This is a genomic window from Siphonobacter sp. BAB-5405, assembly GCF_002872335.1.
In the GTDB taxonomy this organism is placed as follows: Bacteria; Bacteroidota; Bacteroidia; order Cytophagales; family Spirosomataceae; genus Siphonobacter.
This window is the reverse complement of the sequence record NZ_NJAG01000041.1, coordinates 32,203-54,929: the sequence shown is the minus strand read 5'-3', so window position 1 is coordinate 54,929 and position 22,727 is coordinate 32,203. Positions and strand designations below refer to the sequence as shown.

The following is a 22,727-nucleotide window of genomic DNA, read 5'->3' as shown; positions in this document are numbered from 1 at the left end:
AACGATCCGTACCCGCGAACGGATACGGATCGTCCCGGAAGAATCATACGGGCAATGGATTCAGTTGCGGTGATTTTCGCTGGTGCCAGTACGGATACACGGGATATCGATCACTGGCCGCATCAAGTTTCTTGACTTGCTCCGGGGACAAATTCCAACCCACAGACGCCAGGTTTTGCTGGAGTTGTTCGGGCGTACGGGCTCCGATGACAATGTTACAAACGGTGGGTCGCTGTAAAAGCCAGTTTAGAGCAACCTGAGCGACCGATTTTTCGGTTTCAGCGGCTACCTCGTCGAGTACATCGAGCAGGTTGTACAGAAAATCGTCGGGAATGACGGGGCCTTCACCACCGCCCTGAGCAAGGCGGCTATCGGCGGGGAGGGGATTATCCCGGCGGTACTTACCACCCAGTCGCCCGGCGGATAATGGGCTCCAGACGATGGTGCCAATCTTCTGATCGATACCCAGCGGCATGAGTTCCCACTCAAATTCCCGACTGATCAGGGAATAGTGGGCCTGATGAGCCACGTATTTCGACCAGCCGTAGCGTTCTGAAACGGAGAGCGATTTCATTAAATGCCAGCCCGAAAAATTGGAACAGGCAATGTACCGAACCTTCCCACTTTCAACGAGATCATTCAACGCGTGCAGCGTTTCCTCTACCGGCGTATGGGCGTCAAAACCGTGCATGTGGTAAATGTCGATGTAATCCGTACGCAGCCGACGCAGACTGTCTTCGCAGGCCTTGACCAGATGATACCGTGAGGAGCCGTAGTCGTTGGGGCCATCGCCCATTTTGAACGTGGCTTTGGTAGAAATGAGTGCCTGATGCCGAATGCCCGACAGGGCCTGCCCCAGAATTTCCTCGGACATGCCCCGGGAATAAACGTTAGCCGTATCAAAGAGGGTGACGCCCGCGTCGAGGCAAAGGTTTACCATCCGACTGGCTTCTTCCAGCTGAGTGTTACCCCAAGCCTTGAAGAACTCGGTTCCGCCTCCGAAAGTGGCCGTACCAAAACTCAGAACAGGGATTTTAAAACCAGTGTTTCCTAAGGTTCTGTATTCCATACAGGTTTTGAATAAGAGGTAGAAAAAAGGACCAGCCCTGACCTTCAAGGTTGAAAGAAAGGGCTGGTAAAGCTGAGAAAATTATCGTACAATGGAATTGCTAGAGACTTTCAAAGCAGATTTTACTAACAAAAGTCACGGGATACCTTACTCAACGGGAGTAGTTGAGTAATAGCTGCAACGTTTGCCGGAGGTCTTCGTTTTTATCCTTGAATAGATTAAAAAACTGTTCTTCAAAGGCCTCTACGCTCTGAATCGCCTTTTCCAGGGTATCTATTCCTTGGGGTGTTAGCCCCAGGGCTTTGGCCCGCGTATCCGTCGTATGCTCGGTACGGGATATGAGTCCCTTTTTTTCTAACGTTCGAACCACCGTTGAGGTAGTCATCGGATCGATTCGGGTGTGTTCCGAGAGATCAACCTGCGTAACCTGCTCTTTAAACTGATTATTCCAATAGACGCTGGCCAATAAAGAAAACTGGCAATGGGTAAGTCCGAAAGGATCCAGGTGGTTTTTCAACTCCCGCTGCCAAAGATTACTGACTTTCCAGAGTAAAAAGCCATTGCTATCTTCAGACATACTGAAGGTATTGATACTCACATGGGTTTCATTTTCCATACGAAGAAAGAATACTAACTGTATACAAATTTGAGATACGTTTACGAGTCTTTTAGACTAAGCCGTAAACGCTGCAAAAGAAAGAGTACGGGGACGTTCAGAATCGTCGTTACACTACCAGATTAGGGATCTAATGACTGCCTGTTCAGAAACAGACTCGTTACGGAACATTCGCCCAACGGCACGGAGGGAATGACTCCGGGTTAGGTAGTTATAAAGTGTTTTCATACGAATAGATAAAGAGGTCATTTTAAGACCCGGTTTCTGGCAGCGAACCCTTAGTTGCTACGGAGAGGTCTTAACGGACAAATATCCTGAATGTTAATGGAATAAAGGAGATGGGGAAGAATGGGAATAATCGTTTTTTAATCCCGTTTTTAGATTTCAATCCTTTAGTCTTTGTCTGGGTGGCATAAAACTTTCAGAAAAAGGATGCTTTAGATGCGTTGTATCACCCACTAATCTGTTTGTATCCATGCTCAAACTAGGCTACCACTGCTCTCACGAACAATTTAAACCCAGTGAACTATTAACGTTTGCTCAACGGGCCGAACAGGCTGGCTTCACCGCCGCTCTGTCCTCCGATCACTTTCATCCCTGGACAACCCGTCAGGGCGAAAGCGGTTTTGCCTGGTCCTGGCTCGGAGCGGCTATGCAGGCTACTTCTCTTAGCTACGGCATAGTGAATGCTCCCGGTCAGCGGTACCACCCGGCCATCATTGCTCAGGCGGCGGCTACGCTGGCGGAGATGTTTCCCGAACGATTCTGGATTTCGGTAGGCTCCGGTCAGGCTCTGAATGAACTCATTACCGGTGACGGCTGGCCTATGAAAGCCGAACGAAATGCCCGCCTGAAAGAATGCGTTGATATTATGCGGGCTTTATGGGCGGGCGAAACCGTAACGCACAAAGGCTTGGTGACGGTGGAAGAGGCGAAGCTATACAGTCGACCGGAAATAAATCCGCTCATCTTCGGAGCGGCGATTACGCCGCAAACGGCCCAGTGGATCGGCGGCTGGGCCGATGGATTAATTACGGTTTCTCAGCCGAAAGCCCAGCTTCAGAAAGTGGTCGATGCGTTCCGGCGGGGTGGGGGCGAAGGGAAGCCCATGCATTTGAAAATCCAGATTTCTTATGCTCGTACGCAACAGGAAGCCAAACAATTGGCCTACGAACAATGGCGAAGTAACGTATTACCCAATACGGTACTTACCGAAATCCGGAATCCCGAACAGTTCGATGCCTTAGGCGATCAGGTGAACCCGGCGGTAGTGGAAGAAATGATCAATATTTCGGCGGATATTCAGCAACATATTGCCTGGCTGGAAGAGTACCGGTCGCTGGGATTTGAACAACTACTCATTCATAATGTCAACCGCGAACAGGAACTTTTCATTGATACGTTCGGAGAAAAGGTAATTCCGCAGATTCAGGGGTAGTAGGATAAACCCGGCATAGCCTATCGGGCTGGCCGAGTCCCCGCATTGCATACGGGGCTATTTACATTGAACCCCTCCGGGGTTGGGGAGGCGGCATGCAAGTCTGGATGAAATAAGAAGATATGTCCTTTTAACCCCGGGGGGGCATCTAAATAGCCATGCGTGCAACCCATAGTTAGCTTCGTATTGGATTCCCCCGCATTGCATACGGGGCTATTGATGTTGAACCCCTTCGGGGTTGGCGAGGCGTAATAGGGGAAATTGGATCGTTTAACCCCGAAGGGGTTTCATTAGATTAGCCATGGGTGTAACCCGTGGTCATTTTATCATAGCAACCCATTGAAAATAAGTGGTATGCTTAGTGCCGTAAAGAATTTCCTTGATATAAGAAAAATGGATCACCTGTGAAGTCCACCTACTAGCTTACTGCGTATGGAAGTAGCAGCGAAAGCCAGAGTCTGAGTAGTGTTTCGCCCGAAGAAGACAAACAGAAGTGTCTTTTTTAATTTAGAGATAGTGAAAACAATTTTTCCAAAAAGCTCTTTATCGGTATACAACAAGCTCCTAACTCCTCGAAACCCGTACGATGCCCACACAAACGGATATACTCATTGCTGGCGGGGGCCTGGCCGGACTCACGGCGGGGTTGCATCTCGCTCGGCAGGGGTTTGCGGTGGTCGTGCTTGAAAAGCAACAGTACCCGCAACATAAGGTGTGCGGTGAATACATTTCCAACGAGGTGCGTCCGTATCTGGCTTCGCTGGGAATTGAGGTGGATACGTTGAATCCGGCCCGAATTTCGAAGTTTTTACTGACTACGCTGGAGGGAAAGACCTTACGCAGTGCTCTGCCGTTGGGTGGTTTCGGCGTTAGTCGGTATCGGCTGGACGCCTATCTGTATCAGCAGGCTCGTAAGGCGGGGGTACAAATCGAACAGGCTCACGTACAGCGGATTGACTTTGACGGAAATCGCTTTACCGTCACTACTTCAGAAGACTATCTGTATGAAGCTCCGGTCGTTATTGCGGCGTACGGAAAACGCTCCCGGCTGGATTCGCAAACACCCCTTTCGCCCTGGATGGCCGTGAAAGCTCATTACCGGGTTCCCTTTCCGGATGATCTGGTATCCCTGCACACCTTCCGGGGTGGCTATTGCGGTATGTCGCAGGTGGAAGACGAAGTAGTGAACGCTTGCTATCTGGTACAGGCGGAAGTATTCAAGCCTTATAAAAATCCGGAAACGTTTCAGCAGCAAGTGCTTTCGCAAAACCCCTTTCTTCGGGATTTCTTTGAACGAGCCGAGCCGCTTTTTGATAAACCATTAGCCATTAGCCAAATATCATTTGCGTCTAAACCAGCCGTCGAGAATCACGTCTTACGCTGCGGTGATACGGCTGGTCTCATTCATCCCTTGTGTGGAAATGGAATGGCCATGGCGATCCACAGTGCCAAACTGGCGGCGGAAGCCATTACGGCCTTTTTCCGTCACGCCGACCGATCGAAGCTCGAAGCGGAGTATACCCGTCAATGGAACCAGAATTTTAGAAACCGACTCACGGCCGGACGTCTCGTACAGTCCCTGTTACAACGACCCGTACTGACTTCGCTGGTGATGAAATCCGCTCCGCTTTTCGCTGGACTGCTTCCTGCTATCGTCCGGCAAACGCACGGCAAACCCTTTTCGTATGCCCCTGAATACTCGTAATCGCAGCCGTGAACCCGAAGTAATGGATGATTTTTCGCTGGAAGGTGAGGAATTGCGGGATACCCTGGACGAAATCGCTGCCATCAATCGCTGGCTGGGTGGCAACGCGGTTACGCTGAACGGTGTGAAACAGCTACTTCGGGAGGTAGATCGTCAGCAAACAGTGACCATCCTGGATATAGGTTGTGGCAATGGCGATATGTGCCGGGCCGTAGCCGACTGGGGCCGAAAAACGGGCCAGTCTTTGCAAATCATCGGGGTGGATGCCAATGCTTTTACCATCGATCACGCTCAGCAATGTTCCTTAGAATATCCCGAAATTTCCTATGAAGTGCTGGATGTGTTCAGCTCTGATTTTCAAGCCCTGAATTATGATGTGGTGTTAGCCACGCTGACCCTCCATCATTTCAGTGACACTGAAATTCGGTATCTGTTGAACCTGTTCAACGCTCAGGCTCGAATCGGTGTAGTAGTCAATGACCTGCATCGCAGTACCTGGGCCTACCGCCTGTTTGAACTCGTCTGCTGGGCGTTCCGACTGCATCCCATGACCCGACAGGACGGACTTATTTCCATCCTGCGGGGCTTTAAAAAATCAGAACTCGAAGCTTTTTCCAAACAGGTTTCCTTTGCTTCGGTTCGTATCACCTGGAAGTGGGCGTTCCGCTACCAATGGATTTTGAAAAACGTATGAGTGTAACCATTACCACGGTAGCCAAAGCCTCCCCGCCGCATTCCAGGGCTACCAAAGAGATTATGCCTTTTCTGGAAACCTGGCTGGCTGGTCAGGAACCTCGTTTTCAGCGAAAAGTCGTAAAAATCTTCGAAAACGCGGCGGTCGATCAGCGATACTCCATCATGGACCCGGAAGAGGTATTTACCCGTACGTCTTTTGAAGAAAAAAACCTGATTTATCGGCGGGAAGTCGTCAAGCTGGGTGAAACCGTTGTAAGTCAGGCACTGGCTCAGGCGGGCTGGCAGGCAACCGATCTGGACTTTCTCATTACGGTGAGCTGTACGGGTATGATGATCCCGTCGGTCGATGCCTTTCTAATCAATAGCCTTCAGATGCGGCAGGATATTGTACGCCTGCCCGTCACCGAAATGGGTTGTGTGGCGGGGGTATCCGGACTGATTTACGCAAAAAATTTCCTGAAAGCCAACCCCGGTAAACGGGCGGCAGTACTGGCTATCGAAGCTCCCACGGCAACCTTTCAGCTCGATGATTTTTCGATGGCAAACATCGTCAGTGCGGCCATTTTCGGCGACGGTGCGGCCTGTGTACTGGTGTCTTCGCATCCCAACGACACAGGCCCCGAAATCATCGATGAAGAGATGTATCACTTCTACGATGCCATCGACATCATGGGCTTTGACCTGACTAACTCCGGCCTGCAAATGGTACTTGATAAAGCCGTACCGGAAACCATTGCTGCTCATTTTTCGGCCATTGTCGAGCCTTTTCTGGCTAAAAACGGACTGACGCTTGGCGACGTTTCGCACCTGATTTTTCACCCCGGCGGCAAGAAAATCGTGGAGACGGTAGAAGAGCTATTCAGTGCCTGGAATAAAAACCTGGATGATACCAAAGAAGTACTGCGGCAATTCGGCAATATGTCGAGTGCCACGGTTCTTTACGTACTCGAACGGTTCCTGCAAAAACAGCCCGAAAAAGGATCCATTGGGCTGATGCTAAGTTTTGGTCCCGGTTTCACGGCCCAGCGGGTCCTGCTTCGCTGGTAAATTCTGTATCCTTATTTGAATTAATTGATTCATGAAATCCGAGGAAATTCTGGCCCTGCTGCCGTACCAGACGCCCTTTTTATTCGTAGATGCCTTGCAGCACGTGGACGAAAACGGCGTGCAAGGGACCTATACGTTCCCGGCTGACTCGTATTTTTATCAGGGTCACTTCAAGGATTTACCCGTGACGCCCGGCGTCATTCTGACCGAAGTCATGGCTCAGATCGGGGTGGTATGCCTGGGTATTTTTCTGGTAGCCTCGGTACAGGGCATTCAAATGGCTCTGTCGTCCGTTCAGGTTGACTTTTTCATACCGGTATATCCCGGCGAAACCGTCACCGTTCGTTCAAAAAAAGAGTATTTCCGTTTTCATAAATTAAAGTGTCAGGTACAACTCTTCAACAGTCGGGGCGAATTAGTCGCCCGGGGCAGCATTGCGGGCATGATTAAACCAGAGGCTTATGCGTAAACGTGTCGTTATTACGGGCTTGGGGGTCGCTGCTCCCAATGGCGTAGGAATCCCGGCTTTTACGCAGGCCTTGCGGGCGGGGGAAAGCGGCGTCCGCTTTCAACCCCAACTGGCGGAGTTGAAATTCTCCTGTCAGATCGGCGGTATACCGCCCGTTACCGAGGAGCAGAAACAACAGTACTTCAGCGAATTGCAGTTAAAACAGCTCAATAGCAGCGGCATTCTCTACGGTGTCATGGCCGGGGTTGAAGCCTGGCGAAAGGCGGGTCTGCCCGAACAACCGACCGAACCAGACTGGGACAGCGGCATTGTCTTTGGTACGGGGATGCTGGGCGTGGACAAATTTCGGGAAGCCATTTATAAAGTAGACGAAGGGCAGGTACGGCGACTGGGCAGTACGGTCGTGACGCAAACCATGGCTAGCGGCATCAGTGCCTATTTGGGTGGGATGCTGGGCTGCGGGAACCAGACGACAACTAATTCTTCCGCCTGTGCCACGGGCACGGAAGCCATTTTGTGGGCCTACGACCGCATTGCCAGCGGTCAGGCCCAGCGGATGTTAGCGGGCAGTTGCAACGATCATGGTCCCTACATCTGGGGCGGGTTTGACGCCATGCGGGTGATGACTTACCAGCACAACGATTCGCCCGAACGCGGCTCCCGACCCCTGAGTGCTACGGCCAGCGGTTTTGTACCTGGTAGTGGAGCGGGTGCTTTGGTTCTTGAGTCGCTGGAAAGTGCCCTGGCCCGGGATGCGGCGATTTATGGTGAGGTACTCGGCGGCCACGTCAACGCAGGGGGCCAGCGGGGTGGTGGCTCCATGACGGCTCCGAATCCATCGGCCGTACGCCGTTGCATTGAACAGGCACTGGCTCACGCAGGAGTAGCCCCGGAAGCCGTGGATCTAATCGATGGCCATTTGACGGCGACCACCAAAGATTCCGCCGAAATTCTGGCCTGGACGCAGGCCCTGGGCCGAGACGGTGCAGATTTCCCGTACATTAACTCATTGAAAGGCATGATCGGCCATTGCCTGAGTGCTGCCGGAGCCATTGAAAGTGTAGCGGCGGTACTCGAACTGAGCGAAGGATTTATCTATCCCTCCCGAAACAGCGAAGACTTACATCCCGACATTACCGCCTTGATTGATCCCGAAAAAATTCCTCAGCAATCTATTTCAAAAGCTATTCAGGTCGTTGCTAAAGCTAACTTTGGCTTTGGTGATGTAAACGCCTGTGTCCTATTCAAAAAATACGTATGAACGAAGCCCAACTGATCGAAAGTCTGAAAGAGATTATTAAACCTTACGTACAGGACGAAGAAGCCTTTGCCCAGCTTTCACCGGAATCAAACTTCATTAAAGATCTGAAAATCAATTCGGCCAATCTGGTGGATATTGTGCTGGACGTGGAAGAGGCCTATCAAATTGAAATCGACAACGAATCCATGGAACGCATGCAAACCGTCGGAGCAGCCATGGATATTATCCGGGAAAAAGTTAGTGATTGACCTGGTCGATCTGGCTCAGGCCCGGCGGGACAGTAACTGGCAACGTCGGGGCTTTCTCGATAAGGTTTTTCTACCGGATGAGCAGCAACGCATTCGTACGGCCTCCGATCCCGACCGCATGGTCTGGACCCTCTGGAGTATGAAGGAAAGCGTGTACAAGCAGCATCCCGCCGCTGGACGGGCCTTCGTGCCTTTGCACATTCACTGTTTTGAACTGGATAGGGATAGCGGACTGGGACGAGTGAGCTACCAGCAGAGCTGCCTGTACACCCAAACCCAACATACTCATCCGTATATCCTGACTCTGGCTAGTACGGTTCCGGTATTCGACCGGGCCCGGGTGCTTGGCTTGTCCGAATCCTCGTACGCATCTCAGCACGCGGCTCTGCGGCAGGCCATTCGATCGGAAGCGGCCCTGCGTTACGGTGACGGTGCATTCGTCAAGGATACCGATGGGGCACCCTACTGGCAACAGACCACAACGGGACTAAACATTCCCCTTGGTATATCACACCACGGACACTATGGGGCGTTTGTACTGCCCACCGTCTAACCTTTCATCCCAAAGCGTTCTTCCCCCAAAACAATCCCCTGGTACCAGCGTTAGAGCAAGCATACCAGTTTGCGAAACGATGGAAGCTACCCTACACTTACGCGTCAACGGGCAGTCGCACCGCCTCACCGTTGATCCGGCTACTCCTTTATTGTACGTCTTACGCAATCAGTTGCAGCTCAACGGTCCCAAGTACGGTTGCGGGCTTCAGCAATGCGGAGCCTGTATGGTGTTGCTGGATGGGAAAGCTCAGCCCAGCTGCCTGATTGCCGTCGAAACCGTACAGAAACAGGAAATTACGACGTTGGAAGGCATCGCTCAGGGCACGCAACTCCATCCGGTGCAGCAGGCTTTCATTGACGAACAGGCTGCTCAGTGCGGGTACTGCCTCAACGGCATGATCCTGTCGGCGGTATCCCTGCTCAAAGAAAATCCCAAACCCGACGAAGCCGCGATTCGGGAAGGACTCGAACGTGTACTCTGCCGTTGTGGTACGCAAAGTCGTATCCTGCGGGCCGTTAAACGAGCCAGTCATTAAGCCTATGCAGACGTCACGAAGAGATTTTCTGAAAACGATGGGTACGCTGACGATTGGATTCACGCTACCGTCCTGGGTACCCGAAGCGGATGAACTGCCGGGCAGCCTGCAACGAGATCCCCGCATTCGGGCCTGGCTGGAAATACTGGAAAATGGTCAAATCCGCGTTTTTACCGGAAAAATGGAACTCGGCCAGGGGATTCGCACCGCCGTGGCCCAGGTAGCTGCCGAAGAGCTGAGTTTGCCGCTGAGTCAGGTAGAAGTAGTAATGGCCGATACCGACCGTACGCCCGATGAAAGTTACACGGCTGGCAGTGCATCCATCGAAAACAGTGCCATGGCCGTTCGGTACGCAGCAGCGGCAGCCCGGCAGAAATTACTCGAACTGGCGGCGAAGCAATGGCGGAAGCCGGTAGAGGAACTTCAGTTTGCCGCGGGTACCATTCGATGGAAGAATAAGCAGATTAGCTGGAAGGAACTCCTCAACGGAAAGCAATTACAGGATGAGGTACGAGGGAATGTAGCCCTTAAACCCAAGGGACAGTATCAACTGGTGGGTAAACCCATGCCGCGTCCCGAAATCAACCGGATGGTACGGGCAGAAACCTGGTTTATTCAGGATTTACGATTGCCCGGCATGGTACACGCCCGCATGGTGCGACCGCCTTCGTATGGGGCCCGCCTCGAAAAACTCGATGAGTCAGCCGTACGAAAACAGATTCCGGGGATTCAGAAAGTAGTCGTACAGGGAAGTTTGGTCGGCGTGATCGCTACCGAAGAGTTTCAGGCCATGCAGGCCCAATGGACCTTGCAGGAAAGTGTTCGCTGGACAGACGTACAACCCTTACCAACGGGTACGGCACTCGTTTCTTACCTGAAGTCCCTGCCCGCCCGCATTGAACGCGTGCACGAAAAAGGGCAACCGACCGGACCTACTACGATCAAGGCTCAGTACTACAAGCCCTATCTGATGCACGGCTCCATTGGTCCTTCGTGTGCGATAGCCTGGTATCAGAAAGGGACGCTGCGGGTATGGTCGCACAGTCAGGGCGTATTTCCGCTGCGTGAAACGCTACATCGGTTGCTGAAGCTGCCCCTGGATCGGATTCATGTTATCGGTATGGCGGGTTCGGGTTGTTACGGGCACAACGGAGCCGACGATGTAGCCGCCGAAGCCGCCTGGCTGGCGATGGCGTATCCGGAACATCCGATTCGTCTGCAATGGTCCCGCGATGAAGAACACGCCTGGGAACCTTACGGCAGTGCCATGATTCTGGAAGCCGAAGCTCGGCTGAGTACTGCGGGTCGGATTGAGCAGTGGAATTACACCCTCTGGTCGGATACGTATACGGCCCGCCCCGGTGGGGATCCAGCGAATCTGCTCCTTGCCCGTTACCTCGATCCGCCGATCCCTAAAAAACCGGCATCCAGTATCAATGGCGGTACTATCCGTAATTCCGAACCCTATTACAACATTCCTGACATAGCCGTGGACGCTCATCAGTTCGAAGGACCTTTGCGGGTTTCTTCCCTGCGGGCTCTGGGAGCATTCGGGAATGTTTTTGCGATTGAATCGTTCATGGATGAACTGGCCGAAAAAGCCCGGAAAGACCCCTTTGAATTTCGAATCATGCACCTGGAAGACGAGCGGGCCATTGCTGTATTGCGTCGTTTACAAGAATTGATTCAAAACGAGCGGATAAAGCCGAAAGAGGGGGTAGGCATTGCGTTTGCCCGCTATAAAAACACGGCGGCTTATTGTGCCGTAGCGGCTCGGGTACGCGTAACTGGCAATCAGATTAAGGTTATGAATTTGTGGAGCGTGATTGACGCCGGTGAAGTCATCAACCCGGACGGGCTTAAAAATCAGACGGAAGGTGGACTGATTCAGGCCGCGAGCTGGACGCTGAAAGAACAGGTACAGTTCGATGCCCAGCAGATTACGAGTCGGGATTGGGTTTCGTATCCGATTTTCCTCATGAGTGAAATACCGGAAGTGGAGGTAGTCGTGATCGATCGCCCCCAGGAACCAGTGCTGGGAGCCGGTGAAGCGGTACAGGGACCCACGGCGGCAGCTCTGGCCAATGCTCTGTACCGGGCTAGTGGCAAACGCGTGCGGGACTTGCCTTTAATACCCGCAAAACTCAAAAACTGAAAATAGGACCGTACCCTAATTTCTTGATGAAATTTTAGGGATAAAGTACTAATTTCGGTCGTTAATCTTGAACGCATGTCGACACTCCCCAGCAACTATGGTTCTTTACTGGCCGAACTTCGCAATGAAATCAGCAAATCCCGCTTGCGGGCGGTACTAGCTGCCAATGCCGAATTATTGTACCTGTATTGGCGAATAGGTAAAACCATTATGACTCAATTAGAACAGGCACAATGGGGCGATAAAGTTACGGCTCAATTGTCAATAGATTTACAGAAAGAGTTTACAGAGATGAAAGGCTTGTCTCATCGTAATATCAAGTATATGAGACAGTTTGCCGCCCTTTATCCAGATTTTTCAATTGGGCAACCGCCCGTTGCCCAATTGCCTTGGAGTCATCATATTATTTTAATGGATAAAGTAAAGTCTCCGGAAGAACGTGAATTTTACACGCAGAAAGCTCTGGAAAACGGTTGGTCACGCGATGTATTGAGCTTGCAGATTAAATCCAGTCTGTATGAGCGGCAGGGTAAGGCCATCAGTAATTTCGAAGCCCGCTTACCGGCTATTCAGTCGGACTTGGCTCAACAGCTAACCAAAGATCCGTACATCTTCGACTTTCTTACCCTGCGGGAAGATTATCAGGAAAAAGACCTCGAAAACGCCCTGACCGAGCACATTACGAAGTTTTTACTGGAATTGGGAGCTGGTTTTGCCTTTCTGGGGAAACAGTATCACCTGGAAGTGGACGGGCAGGATTTCTATATCGACTTGCTGTTTTACCACGTCAAACTTCGTTGCTATGTTGTCGTCGAACTGAAGACGGGAAAGTTTGTCCCGGAGTTTGCCGGGAAACTGAATTTCTACCTTTCTGTTGTAGACGATCAGCTAAAAAACGAATTCGATCAGCCCAGCATCGGTCTGCTGATTTGCCAGGAGAAGAATAAAGTGGTGGCAGAATACTCGTTGAAAGACATCAATAAACCCATTGGCATCTCAGCGTACGAACTTACCGAGTCCATTCCCAGCGACCTCAAAGGAACCTTGCCCAGCATTGAAGACATTGAGCAGGAATTGCTAAAAAGTCGTGCTTCAAACGAGGAATAGGGCTGAAAGAGAAATAAATTAACGGGTTTGCGACGCCCACAAGACGGCATTTCGGAAAATCGTAGTGAAAGCCTGATTGTGAAATAAGTCCGGGTGATGGCCCATGAAAATATACACGTTGCGGGCTTTCATTTTTTCGTTTGACCAGATTACGGGATGATCACCCATTTTAATCTTCGAGTCAGGTTTATAACTTGATTCATCCACCGCTGCCAGCACCTTCACGCGGGGACGCGGACTTTGATTGTACGTATACCATTCTTCACGGGCTACCTCAAAGCTCGCCGGTACGCCTTTCATAACTGGATGATTACCCGCTTCTACTCGAACGGTAGCCGTAGCAAAATCAGGAATGTAATTCTTGTACACAATCCCGCCCATAAACTCCGAAAACCAGGGCCACATCGGGTACCCGTCAAACTCGCCGAGTAACGTTGCGTGATGAAAGCCAATCCAGCCACCTTTGCCCTGCTCGATGTAGGTGGTGAAAGCCTTTTTTGCCTGCTCCGTCCAGCGATAGGGCGGATAGTTGAGTTGAATGACCAAGACGTGTTTGGCTAGAAAAGCATCCGTAATTGGCTGGGTATCCTCCAGATAATCAATCGTGAAGACCTGCTGGGTGGCCAATTGAGCTAACCAGATTTTTGCCGCAGCTACGAAAGGAGCATGTACGCCGCCATCTTTTTCGGCGAGTACTGCTACTCGAAAAAGTTTGGATTGGGCTTGTATGCGACTACCGGAGACAGCAATAAAGCAGCAAAGCAAAATCAGTTTTTTCATACCGGAGTAGCGGAAGGCTTATGCAACAGGCAAACGTAGTCAAATCACGAACAGAAAGACATACGTGAACGACCAAATCTTTTCCGGATCAAGAATAACTCAACTTACAGTACTTCATCCAGAACTTACTGAAAATAAAAAAGGGTACCACTCGTGAGCGGTACCCATAGGTATGCAAGGGGGGAGTTAGTTATTCTTGAAGCATTGCTTTAGAGCAGGAAGGGCGAGCCGTTTGAGCGTAAACCGTTTCCAATGAATGATCTAATAAAACCAAGGAAACAAATCCATTTTTAGAATTCCACTGACACGTGGCTGCCTGAAGATCGGCGTTGTAAGAACTTTCTTTCGAGCAGGCACCCTGCTGTTTGATTAATTGCTCCTTCAACGCATCAAATTCACTTTTTTGCTGAATTTTATATTCAATAGAAATCAAGTAAAGCTCGTTATTTTTAAAATAGCCTTTCACTACCGCATCATGGTCCTGTAGACGAAGCTGGTACGTAATGCAATCTTCAGAAACGCTTTTTTGCAGGGATTGACCCGGTTGAATCAAGGTCGTTTCCATGGTTTGCTGATTCATGCCGAAGCTAAGCCCTAAGGGTAAAACAGATTTTACCGGAGTGGTTGCCCAGCTTAGCATTGGGAAAGACAGTAATGCGAAAAGGAGTAAAAAACGTTTCATACAAAGTTCAAGTTAAGGCGGTGTTCAGATGGGGGATGACGGGTACTTCAAAAGCTGAAGTGTTGTCCTTTCATGTTTCAAATGTAGCCTGTGAAGAAGTCAAAAGGGCGTTTCTTTCGATGATTGGGGCTTTTTGGCCGATGAAGTGAACAATAACAGGAGCATTAACTCTGCATGAGTCAAAAACAATAAGCAAATACAAGGGCGATTGCTTCGCCGCCCATACAAAACCTGCCAGTATCCGTAGCATTCCAACGGGTATTTTTATTAATTTTGGAAGTTTAAAGGATGATTTTTCATCACTTTTTTGACTGGATAGCGAAAACGCTGGAACGCGGATGGGGAATCAACAGGGTCCATTTTGCGTCGAAAAACTCCGCCCACTTCCCTACACATATGAATCGATTCTTGTGCCTACTGCTGAGCATAGCCTTCTTTGGTCAGAGCCATGCCCAGCACCAACTAGCCTCGCCTCAAATTATCCATTACAGTACGACCGAATACAAAGCCGGTATGCAGAACTGGGACGTGGCTCAGGATCACCAGGGGATCATGTACTTTGGTAACAATGAAGGCTTACTTACCTTCAACGGGCGTTTCTGGAGTACCTATCCACTAGCGAATCATACGGCAGTCCGGGCTTTGGAAATCGACGCTCAGAACCGAATTTACGTAGGGGGTCTGGGAGAAATCGGCTACTTTTTCCCGAATGCCAATGGCGTCCTGACTTATCATTCGCTGATGCCATTGCTGAATTCAAAAGATCGTAATTTCAGCGATGTCTGGCACATTTGCATTCGGGGCGAGGAAGTGTTTTTTCAGTCGCTCCGGCAGATTATGCGTTTGTATCAGGGAAAACTGACGGTATATAAACCTACGCATAGCTGGTCGTTTTTGGGAATGGCCAATCAACAGTTATACGCTCAGGACCGGGAAAAAGGGCTGTTTCGTTACGAACGCGGAACTTGGGTACTACAATCATCCGAAGAACCGCTGCAAACGTTTGGTATCACTTCGCTGCGAGCTTACGGGCAGGACACCCTGTTACTAACAACGCTGGAACGAGGCCTTTTTATTTTACATGGCCAGAAAATGGAACGGAAGGCCACAGCCCTGGATGCCATATTCCATTCGGACCGCATCTACTGTTCCGCTCAGGTAGGCGAGGAGACGTTCGCCTTTGGCACAACCTCCGCGGGAGTGTATCTGATGAATCGGGCCGGAAAAGCTCTCCAAAAGTACACGAGTGCGGAAGGGTTACAGAACTCCAATGTCCGGGCGATCTGGCTGGATCGTAATCAGAACTTGTGGCTGGCTCTCGACGATGGCATTGATTTTATTGCCATCAACAGCCCCATTCAATACCTGTACCCCAGTGGCAATAAACATACGACGGGTTATGCTTTGTACAAACAGGGCCGGACGCTGTACGCGGGTACATCAAATGGATTATTTCGAGCCACGCTCGAAGGTTCTACGCAGGATTTAAGCCGGGCTCAGGGGGCCTTTACAGAAATTCCAGCCGCTAAAGGGCAGGTCTGGCGATTAGGCGAACTGCGGGGGAAACTATACATGGGGCACGAAAATGGACTTTTTCAAATTGAACAGGACCAGGTAAAACCCGTCTATCACTTTCCGGGAACCTGGTTGTGGATACCCTTTTCAGGTACGGATTATCTGGTGGGCACGTACGACGGTTTACGGCATCTACGCTATGAAAACGGCTCACTGAATGGAATTCAGGATTTGAAAGGGTTGAAAGAATCCCTCCGCTTTGTCTACGCCGATAGCGTCCGGCGTACCATCTGGGCTTCCCATCCCAGTCGGGGCGTATTTAGGATGCAGTGGTCGCCGGGAGATACGGAATTGCAGAAAATTCGCCTCTATACCCAGCAGGATGGACTTCCGTCGAGTCTATATAATTATGTGTACTCGGTCAAAAGTCGGTTGGTTGTCAGTACCGAACGAGGCATTTATGAATTTAATGAGGCTCAAAATCGCTTTGTACCTTCCAGCCTGTTCAAGCCCATTTTGGGAAATCTGGCCGTTCAGTATCTGAAAGAAGATGCCCAGGGGAATATCTGGTTTGTGAGTCATAAGCGGCTCGGCGTTATTGACTTTCAGCCCCGGAATGGACAGAAATTCCGAATCGTATACTTCCCTGAGTTAACGGATAAACTGGTGGGTGGCTTCGAATGCCTGTACCCCGTCGATCCGCAAAACATCTTCGTCGGCAGTCACAAAGGCTTTATTCACATCAATTACGAGCAGTATCGTACGCAGGTCAGTAAACCACTTATTCTGCTCAGTGAAATCAAGGCAAGTGGAGATAGCGTTGTCTTCGGGGGCTATTTTGTACAGCAGGGAAAAGTAAAGGCTACGCAAGATTCCCAGCAACGCCTGCAACTGGCGGCGGGCATGAACTCGCTACATTTTGCCTATGCCTCACCCCTGGAATATGAGACGAATACTACCGAATATAGTTATCGATTGCAGGGGGAAACCGAGGAATGGTCAGCCTGGAGTACCAAAAGCGAAAAGGATTACACCAACTTGCCCTGGGGGGCGTATACCTTTCAGGTCAAAGCCCGGAACAATCAGGGAAACGAGTCGGCGATACTTTCCTATCAACTGTACATTGAACCCGCCTGGTACGAAAGCTACTGGAGTTATCTGGTATACGCTTTGCTGGCGGCCGGGCTGGTTTATTATCTCTTTCACTGGCAGAAACGCAAGCATCGATTGGAACAAAAGCAGTTAACGTATCTCCATCAATTGGAACTGGACCGGGCGGAGAAAGAGTTGGTACGCCTGCAGAATGAACAGCTGGAAGCGGATGTCGACTTCAAAAACCGCGAGCTGGCGGCGATGACCATGCAATTAGTGCAACGGGGCGAGGTATTGGTTAAAGTAAAAGAAGTAGTATCTACACTGGCGAAAAAACAGGATACGAAAGACAGTGCCGTAAGTTTTCGGCAGGTGCTACGCCTGATTCGGGATGTTGAAAGCAAGGATGCGGACTGGGGACAATTCACCCTTCACTTTAATACCGTTCATGACGATTTCTTCCATTTGTTGAAAGACCGCTACCCGGAACTCACCCCCAATGACCTAAAACTATGTGCGTATCTAAAGATGAATTTGTCTTCCAAAGAGATCGCCCGCTTAATGAACGTAACGGTCAAAGCCATTGAAATTGGCCGCTATCGGCTTCGTAAAAAACTACTGCTGCCTACGGAAGTCAATTTGTATGAATTCCTGGTTGATCTGGCTAAAGAAAGCAAGTGAGAAGTGTAGTACTGATGGCTCATTAAGACACACACGTTGTGATTTTCCTGAAATCCAGAGGTTGAAAAGGTTTAAAAACCAGGTCAAGTAGTTCTATAAATTATCAATATAGTTATAAAAAAAATATTCTTTACAACGTATTTATTATCAGGATATTACAAAAAGAGTGTAGTGGTTAAGTAGAGGAAGTAAACGTAAAAAATGCAGTAAAAATCAGAAGTTGTAGAGCTTATGTAGGGGTGGTGAAAAAGCCGAATCCCAGGTACGTCACTCTACTTTTGAGCCTGCTTTGCACAATTACTTTATTAGTTCTACTCAAACCATATTCATCTCAGATGAGGAGAAAATTTACGGGATTAGTCTGGGTTTTATGCCTGCTAACAAGTTCGATAGGAGCGTGGGCTCAAGGGCTCACTGTGACGGGGAAAGTAACCGCCAAGTCTGATGGATCCGCCCTGGTGGGTGTATCCGTGCAGGTGCAGGGTACAACGACAGGTACAACCACAGACGCCGCCGGAAACTTTAAGATTTCCGTGCCAGGCTCTGAATCGGTACTGGTATTTAGCCAGGTGGGCATGTTACGCCAAACGATTACGGTAGGAAATCAAACCCAGTTAGCCGTAACGCTGGAAGAGGAAGCGGGTAATCTCAACGAAGTCGTGGTCGTAGGGTACGGAGCCCAAAAGAAAAGTGTGGTTACGGGGGCCATTTCCAGTGTCAAGTCTTCGGATCTGGCGACGATGCCCATCACGCGTCTGGAAGAAGCGTTACAGGGACGGGCTTCTGGTTTAACCATCGCGTCGAGTTCTGGCCAGCCCGGTTCCGGTTCTTCGGTACGGGTACGGGGGATTACAACCCTAAACAACAATGATCCTTTGTGGGTCGTGGATGGTGTCGTCATCGATAACGGCGGCATTGGGTATCTGAACCAGTCAGACATTGAATCCATCGAAGTACTGAAAGACGCCGCTTCGCAAGCTATTTACGGAGCACGGGCAGCCGCTGGGGTTATCCTGGTAACCACTAAAAAAGGAAAAGCCGGTAGCATTCAGGTCAATTACAACGGTTTCTACGGCGTATCGTCGCCCGCTAAAAAACTGGATCTGCTCAATGCTACGCAATACGCCACCATCCGGAACGAGGCTTCGGTAAACGCCGGTGGACAGCCCGTATACGCTAATCCGGCAGCTTTGGGAGCGGGTACGGACTGGCAATCCATCATTTTCAACAACAACGCTCGCCGCCAGCAGCACGAACTGAGCCTGAGTGGTGGTAGTGAAAAATCGACGTTCTATCTGTCGTTGGGTTATATTGATCAGGAAGGTATCGTAGCCACGGATATTTCCAAATACAAGCGTCTGAACCTGCGTTTAAACTCGACGCACAAGATTGCAAAATGGCTCAACTTCGGACAGAACCTGGGTTACGCCCGGGATAAATCCATCGGTCTGGGCAATACCAACAGTGAATTCGGTGGTCCGCTAAGCTCGGTAATCAACCTTGATCCCCTGACGCCGACGGTCGTCACCGATCCTGCTGTAGCGGGAGCCGCTCCGTATACCAACATTGGTATCCGCCGCGACGCAAATGGTAACCCGTACGGTATTTCACAATCCGTTGCTCAGGAAATCACCAACCCGTTAGCGTATATCCAAACCCGTTTGGGTAACAACAGCTGGGCGGATAACTTCGTAGGTAATGCATATCTGGAGGCTGAACCAATCAAAGGATTGAAAGTACGCTCCACGCTGGGGGCAAAACTTTCCTTCTGGGGTGGTGAAAACTTTTCGCCGCTGGCCTGGCTAAACGCTACGACGATTACTTCGCAAACTTCATTCAACCGATCCAATAACCGTCGGCTGGACTGGAACCTGGAAAACACCCTTTCGTATACCCGCGAAATCGGTGCTCATAACGTCTCTGTACTGTTAGGCCAGGGAGCGTACCAGGATAACAATACGCAGATGACAAGCGTCACCTTCTACAACATTCCCGCCGATCGTTTTGAAGATGCTTCGCTCAACTACAAGCGTCCGACCGACCAGCGGTCATCCGATGGTTCGGAAGGAGCCTTGCACAAAGTGAGTTCGCTTTTTGCCCGGATCAACTACAACTACAACGAAAAATACCTGGTGCAGGGCTTGATTCGTCGCGATGGTTCGTCGCGTTTCGGTGCCAACAATAAATACGGTATTTTTCCTTCATTGTCGCTGGGCTGGGTACTTTCCCGCGAAAACTTCTTCCCCTCCCAAAGTGTAGTGAATTTCTTCAAGCTGCGGGGTGGGTACGGTATTGTGGGTAACGATGCGATCGGTGACTTTGCCTACCTTTCAACAATCGGTAGCGGACGGAATTACACTTTCGGAACATCCGGCAGCTACATCATCGGCTACAGCCCCAACGCTCCGGCCAACCCGGACCTGAAATGGGAACAAACCAGTCAGACCAACATTGGTTTCGATGCCACGCTGCTTAACAACGTCAGTGTGACGCTGGAGTGGTTCAAGAAAGTGACTACGGATGTCTTACAGAATCCCCGGATTCCTCAGTACGTAGGAGCCATTTCGAACCCAGCCGCAAACGTAGCCGATATTTCGAACCAGGGGGTTGAACTGGAATTGGGGTACAACAAGAAGTTCGGTGACTTTAACCTGTCTCTGAACGGGAACGTATCCTACATCAAAAACAAAGTGACCAACCTGGGTCGCGGGGTGGAATATCTGTCGGGCGGACAAAGCTTCCAGGCCAGTAGTTATCCCATCACCCGCACAGCGGTAGGTCAGCCGATCAACTCGTTCTTCGGCTTCCAGACGATGGGTATTTTCCAGACGATTGAAGACGTAAATAACTACAAGAGTAGTGATGGTACCGTCATTCAGCCGGGTGCCAAACCAGGCGATTTCCGCTGGGCCGATTTGAACGGTGATGGAAAAATCACGGACCTCGACCGTACCTTCCTGGGTAATCCTACGCCAACGATCACGTACGGGTTTACGCTCAATGCTGCCTACAAGGCTTTCGATCTGGTCTTCTTTGGTCAGGGTGCTGCGGGCAACAAAATCTTCCAGGGTTTACGCCGTCTGGATATTCAGAATGCCAACTGGCAAACCAAGGTACTGGATCGCTGGACCGGACCCGGAACGACGAACAGCTATCCCCGGATTGTGAGCGGTGACCCAAACAAAAACTTCCTGAATCCTTCTGATTTCTACCTGGAAGACGGCGGTTACTTCCGGATCAAAACCCTGCAACTGGGGTATTCGCTGCCAAAAGCGGTGATTTCGAAAGTGGGTATGCAACGAGCCCGTATTTACCTGATGAGTCAAAACCTGCTGACCTTCACCAAGTACACGGGCTATGATCCGGAAATTGGTGGTGGTGTACTGAGCATCGACCGTGGGATTTATCCCCAGGCTCGTTCCTTCATGCTGGGCTTAAATGTTGGATTTTAATGACTTTGGAACCGTCGCTGGAGTCCTCTCCAGAAAAGAAATCTCCGGCGACATTCCCTTCTTTTTGTAAACACATGAAACGAAATTATAGATCACTGGGCGTACTCCTAACGACGGGTTTGCTCTTCTTAAGTTCCTGTTCGGACAGCTTCCTGGAAGTAAAACCTCGCGGTACCGATCTGGAAACCAACTATTACCGGAATCAGCAGGAAGCCTTTAACGGGCTGGTGGCCGTGTATGACGTTGTCGGATGGCAGGGGGGTGGCTACGTCACGAAAGTAGGGGCCGTCAATGCAGCTTCCGATGATCATTACGCCGGTGGTGGTGGTCCGAGCGACGTAACCGATTATCAGGTATTCTCCAACTACACGCTGACGCCAGCAGTAGGCCCGCAGGGCGAACTCTGGCGAAAGGGATTTTCGGGCGTATTCCGGGCAAACACGCTGCTGCAGAAGTTACCCAGCGTTCCCATGGACGAAAACCTGAAAAACCGCTACGCAGCGGAAGCCAAGTTTTTGCGGGCGTACTTCTACTTCGATCTGGTGCGGCTCTTCAAGAACGTTCCTTTACTGACGAAGACCGTTTCCACCAGTGAGATGTACGATGTACTACAGGCTCCTCCGGCAGACGTCTACAAGCAAATTGAACAGGATTTGACCGAAGCCATGGCGGTATTACCGGTCACGGTACCCGTAGCTACGGAAGCGGGTCGGGCTACGCAGGGAGCCGCTCATGCACTGCTCGGGAAAGTGTATCTACAGCAGGAAAAATTTGCCCAGGCAGCTCAGGAACTGGCTTTGGTGAATGGTACACCGGGCGGTGCGAATACGTATGGGTACAAGCTGTTGAGCAATTTCGGCGATCTGTTCAAAACCCGGAATAAATTCAACAGCGAGTCCATTTTTGAGATTTCGTTCACCAATACTTCCGCCGGAACCTGGGATTGTATCTCCTGTACGGAAGGAAACGTGCTGAACATCATGATTGGTCCCCGGGGCTACAAGCCCCTGAAAGAAGGTGCTCCGGATTACGTATCGGGTTGGAGCTTCCTGGTGGTGACGCCGGATTTGTTCAATGCCATTCATTTTGATCCGCGTAATCAGGCAACGATTGCTAACTTAGACAGTCTGGAGAAAAACGGAATCGCTAGCTACGAAAAAGGGTACATGAATACGGGTTATTTCCTGAACAAACTCGCGGCTCGTCAGGCAGATCGGCCGACGGGAGCGGGTGCACCGGAATTGAACTATCCTCAGAATATCTACGAAATCCGTCTGGCTGATACTTACCTGATGGAAGCCGAAGCATTGGTTCGGGGAGGTGGAGACCAGGTACGGGCGGCAGCTCTGCTGAACGCCGTACGCGACCGGGCCTATCAGGACAACCTGCACCGCGTACCCGCAACGCTTGACAACATCATGCGGGAGCGTCGGGTGGAATTGGCTGGCGAAGGTCATCGCTGGTTTGACCTGGTTCGCTGGGGTACGGCGGCGAAAGTACTGGCCTCTAAAGGTTTCGTAGCAGGCCGGAATGAGGTGTTGCCGATTCCTTTATTGGAAATGGAGAACACCAAGATCGAGCAGAATAAAGAGTGGGGCGGAACGAAATAATCGGACAATCGGC

Annotated in this window: 18 protein-coding genes; 14 read left to right on the top strand and 4 right to left on the bottom strand. The window is 50.5% G+C overall.

All coding sequences use genetic code 11. The features are described from left to right. Positions 1-43 precede the first annotated feature (43 nt). Together BWI97_RS21400 and BWI97_RS21395 are read right to left on the bottom strand one after the other, a co-directional pair. Positions 44-1,069 (bottom strand): aldo/keto reductase, encoded by a 1,026-nt coding sequence (locus tag BWI97_RS21400; RefSeq protein ID WP_102202733.1) that lies wholly within the window; start codon positions 1,067-1,069, stop codon positions 44-46. Between the two features lie 151 nt (positions 1,070-1,220). Beyond that, on the bottom strand, positions 1,221-1,685 hold the full coding sequence (locus BWI97_RS21395; RefSeq protein ID WP_094814455.1) for a MarR family winged helix-turn-helix transcriptional regulator: 465 nt from the start codon (positions 1,683-1,685) through the stop codon (positions 1,221-1,223). A gap of 475 nt (positions 1,686-2,160) precedes the next feature. Here BWI97_RS21395 and BWI97_RS21390 point away from each other — a divergent pair, with 475 nt between their 5' ends. From BWI97_RS21390 to BWI97_RS21340, 11 genes are all read left to right on the top strand, one after another. Continuing rightward, positions 2,161-3,123, top strand: coding sequence for a TIGR03885 family FMN-dependent LLM class oxidoreductase (locus BWI97_RS21390; protein WP_102202732.1), 963 nt, complete (start codon positions 2,161-2,163; stop codon positions 3,121-3,123). 586 nt (positions 3,124-3,709) lie between these two features. Continuing rightward, positions 3,710-4,828 (top strand): NAD(P)/FAD-dependent oxidoreductase, encoded by a 1,119-nt coding sequence (locus tag BWI97_RS21385; RefSeq protein WP_102202731.1) that lies wholly within the window; start codon positions 3,710-3,712, stop codon positions 4,826-4,828. Further along, complete coding sequence (locus BWI97_RS21380; RefSeq protein ID WP_102202730.1) at positions 4,809-5,522, top strand: methyltransferase domain-containing protein; 714 nt, start codon at positions 4,809-4,811, stop codon at positions 5,520-5,522. Before BWI97_RS21385 ends, BWI97_RS21380 begins: the two co-directional genes overlap by 20 nt. Further along, positions 5,519-6,571 (top strand): type III polyketide synthase, encoded by a 1,053-nt coding sequence (locus tag BWI97_RS21375; protein ID WP_102202740.1) that lies wholly within the window; start codon positions 5,519-5,521, stop codon positions 6,569-6,571. The genes BWI97_RS21380 and BWI97_RS21375 overlap by 4 nt, the downstream gene beginning before the upstream one ends. 31 nt (positions 6,572-6,602) lie before the next feature. After that, positions 6,603-7,040, top strand: coding sequence for a 3-hydroxyacyl-ACP dehydratase FabZ family protein (locus BWI97_RS21370; RefSeq protein WP_102202729.1), 438 nt, complete (start codon positions 6,603-6,605; stop codon positions 7,038-7,040). Beyond that, positions 7,033-8,301, top strand: coding sequence for a beta-ketoacyl synthase (locus BWI97_RS21365; RefSeq protein ID WP_102202728.1), 1,269 nt, complete (start codon positions 7,033-7,035; stop codon positions 8,299-8,301). Before BWI97_RS21370 ends, BWI97_RS21365 begins: the two co-directional genes overlap by 8 nt. Next, complete coding sequence (locus BWI97_RS21360; protein WP_102202727.1) at positions 8,298-8,549, top strand: acyl carrier protein; 252 nt, start codon at positions 8,298-8,300, stop codon at positions 8,547-8,549. Before BWI97_RS21365 ends, BWI97_RS21360 begins: the two co-directional genes overlap by 4 nt. Beyond that, entirely contained in the window at positions 8,542-9,102 is a 561-nt protein-coding gene (locus BWI97_RS21355) for a 4'-phosphopantetheinyl transferase superfamily protein (RefSeq protein WP_158242814.1), read from the top strand. Before BWI97_RS21360 ends, BWI97_RS21355 begins: the two co-directional genes overlap by 8 nt. Before the next feature lie 79 nt (positions 9,103-9,181). Beyond that, complete coding sequence (locus BWI97_RS21350) at positions 9,182-9,640, top strand: (2Fe-2S)-binding protein (protein ID WP_094814439.1); 459 nt, start codon at positions 9,182-9,184, stop codon at positions 9,638-9,640. 4 nt (positions 9,641-9,644) lie between these two features. Then, positions 9,645-11,795 (top strand): molybdopterin cofactor-binding domain-containing protein, encoded by a 2,151-nt coding sequence (locus BWI97_RS21345; protein ID WP_102202725.1) that lies wholly within the window; start codon positions 9,645-9,647, stop codon positions 11,793-11,795. A gap of 75 nt (positions 11,796-11,870) precedes the next feature. Beyond that, entirely contained in the window at positions 11,871-12,902 is a 1,032-nt protein-coding gene (locus BWI97_RS21340; protein WP_102202724.1) for a YhcG family protein, read from the top strand. Between the two features lie 18 nt (positions 12,903-12,920). Here the strand turns inward: BWI97_RS21340 and BWI97_RS21335 are convergent, their stop codons facing one another. Beyond that, the gene (locus BWI97_RS21335; RefSeq protein WP_102202723.1) at positions 12,921-13,682 is read right to left on the bottom strand and encodes a ThuA domain-containing protein; all 762 of its coding nucleotides are present in this window, start codon (positions 13,680-13,682) and stop codon (positions 12,921-12,923) included. A gap of 190 nt (positions 13,683-13,872) precedes the next feature. Further along, complete coding sequence (locus BWI97_RS21330) at positions 13,873-14,364, bottom strand: hypothetical protein (RefSeq protein ID WP_141217538.1); 492 nt, start codon at positions 14,362-14,364, stop codon at positions 13,873-13,875. Between the two features lie 396 nt (positions 14,365-14,760). Between BWI97_RS21330 and BWI97_RS21320 the strand changes: the two genes are divergently transcribed. From BWI97_RS21320 to BWI97_RS21310, 3 genes are all read left to right on the top strand, one after another. Next, a complete protein-coding gene (locus tag BWI97_RS21320; RefSeq protein WP_102202720.1) occupies positions 14,761-17,652 on the top strand; it encodes a triple tyrosine motif-containing protein in 2,892 nt (963 codons plus the stop codon). 416 nt (positions 17,653-18,068) lie between these two features. Beyond that, positions 18,069-21,104 carry a TonB-dependent receptor gene (locus BWI97_RS21315; RefSeq protein WP_233207938.1) on the top strand — a complete coding sequence of 1,012 codons (3,036 nt, stop codon included), beginning with the start codon at positions 18,069-18,071 and terminating at the stop codon, positions 21,102-21,104. A 74-nt stretch (positions 21,105-21,178) separates the two neighbouring features. Continuing rightward, on the top strand, positions 21,179-22,714 hold the full coding sequence (locus BWI97_RS21310; RefSeq protein WP_102202718.1) for a RagB/SusD family nutrient uptake outer membrane protein: 1,536 nt from the start codon (positions 21,179-21,181) through the stop codon (positions 22,712-22,714). The last annotated feature ends 13 nt before the right edge of the window (positions 22,715-22,727 follow it).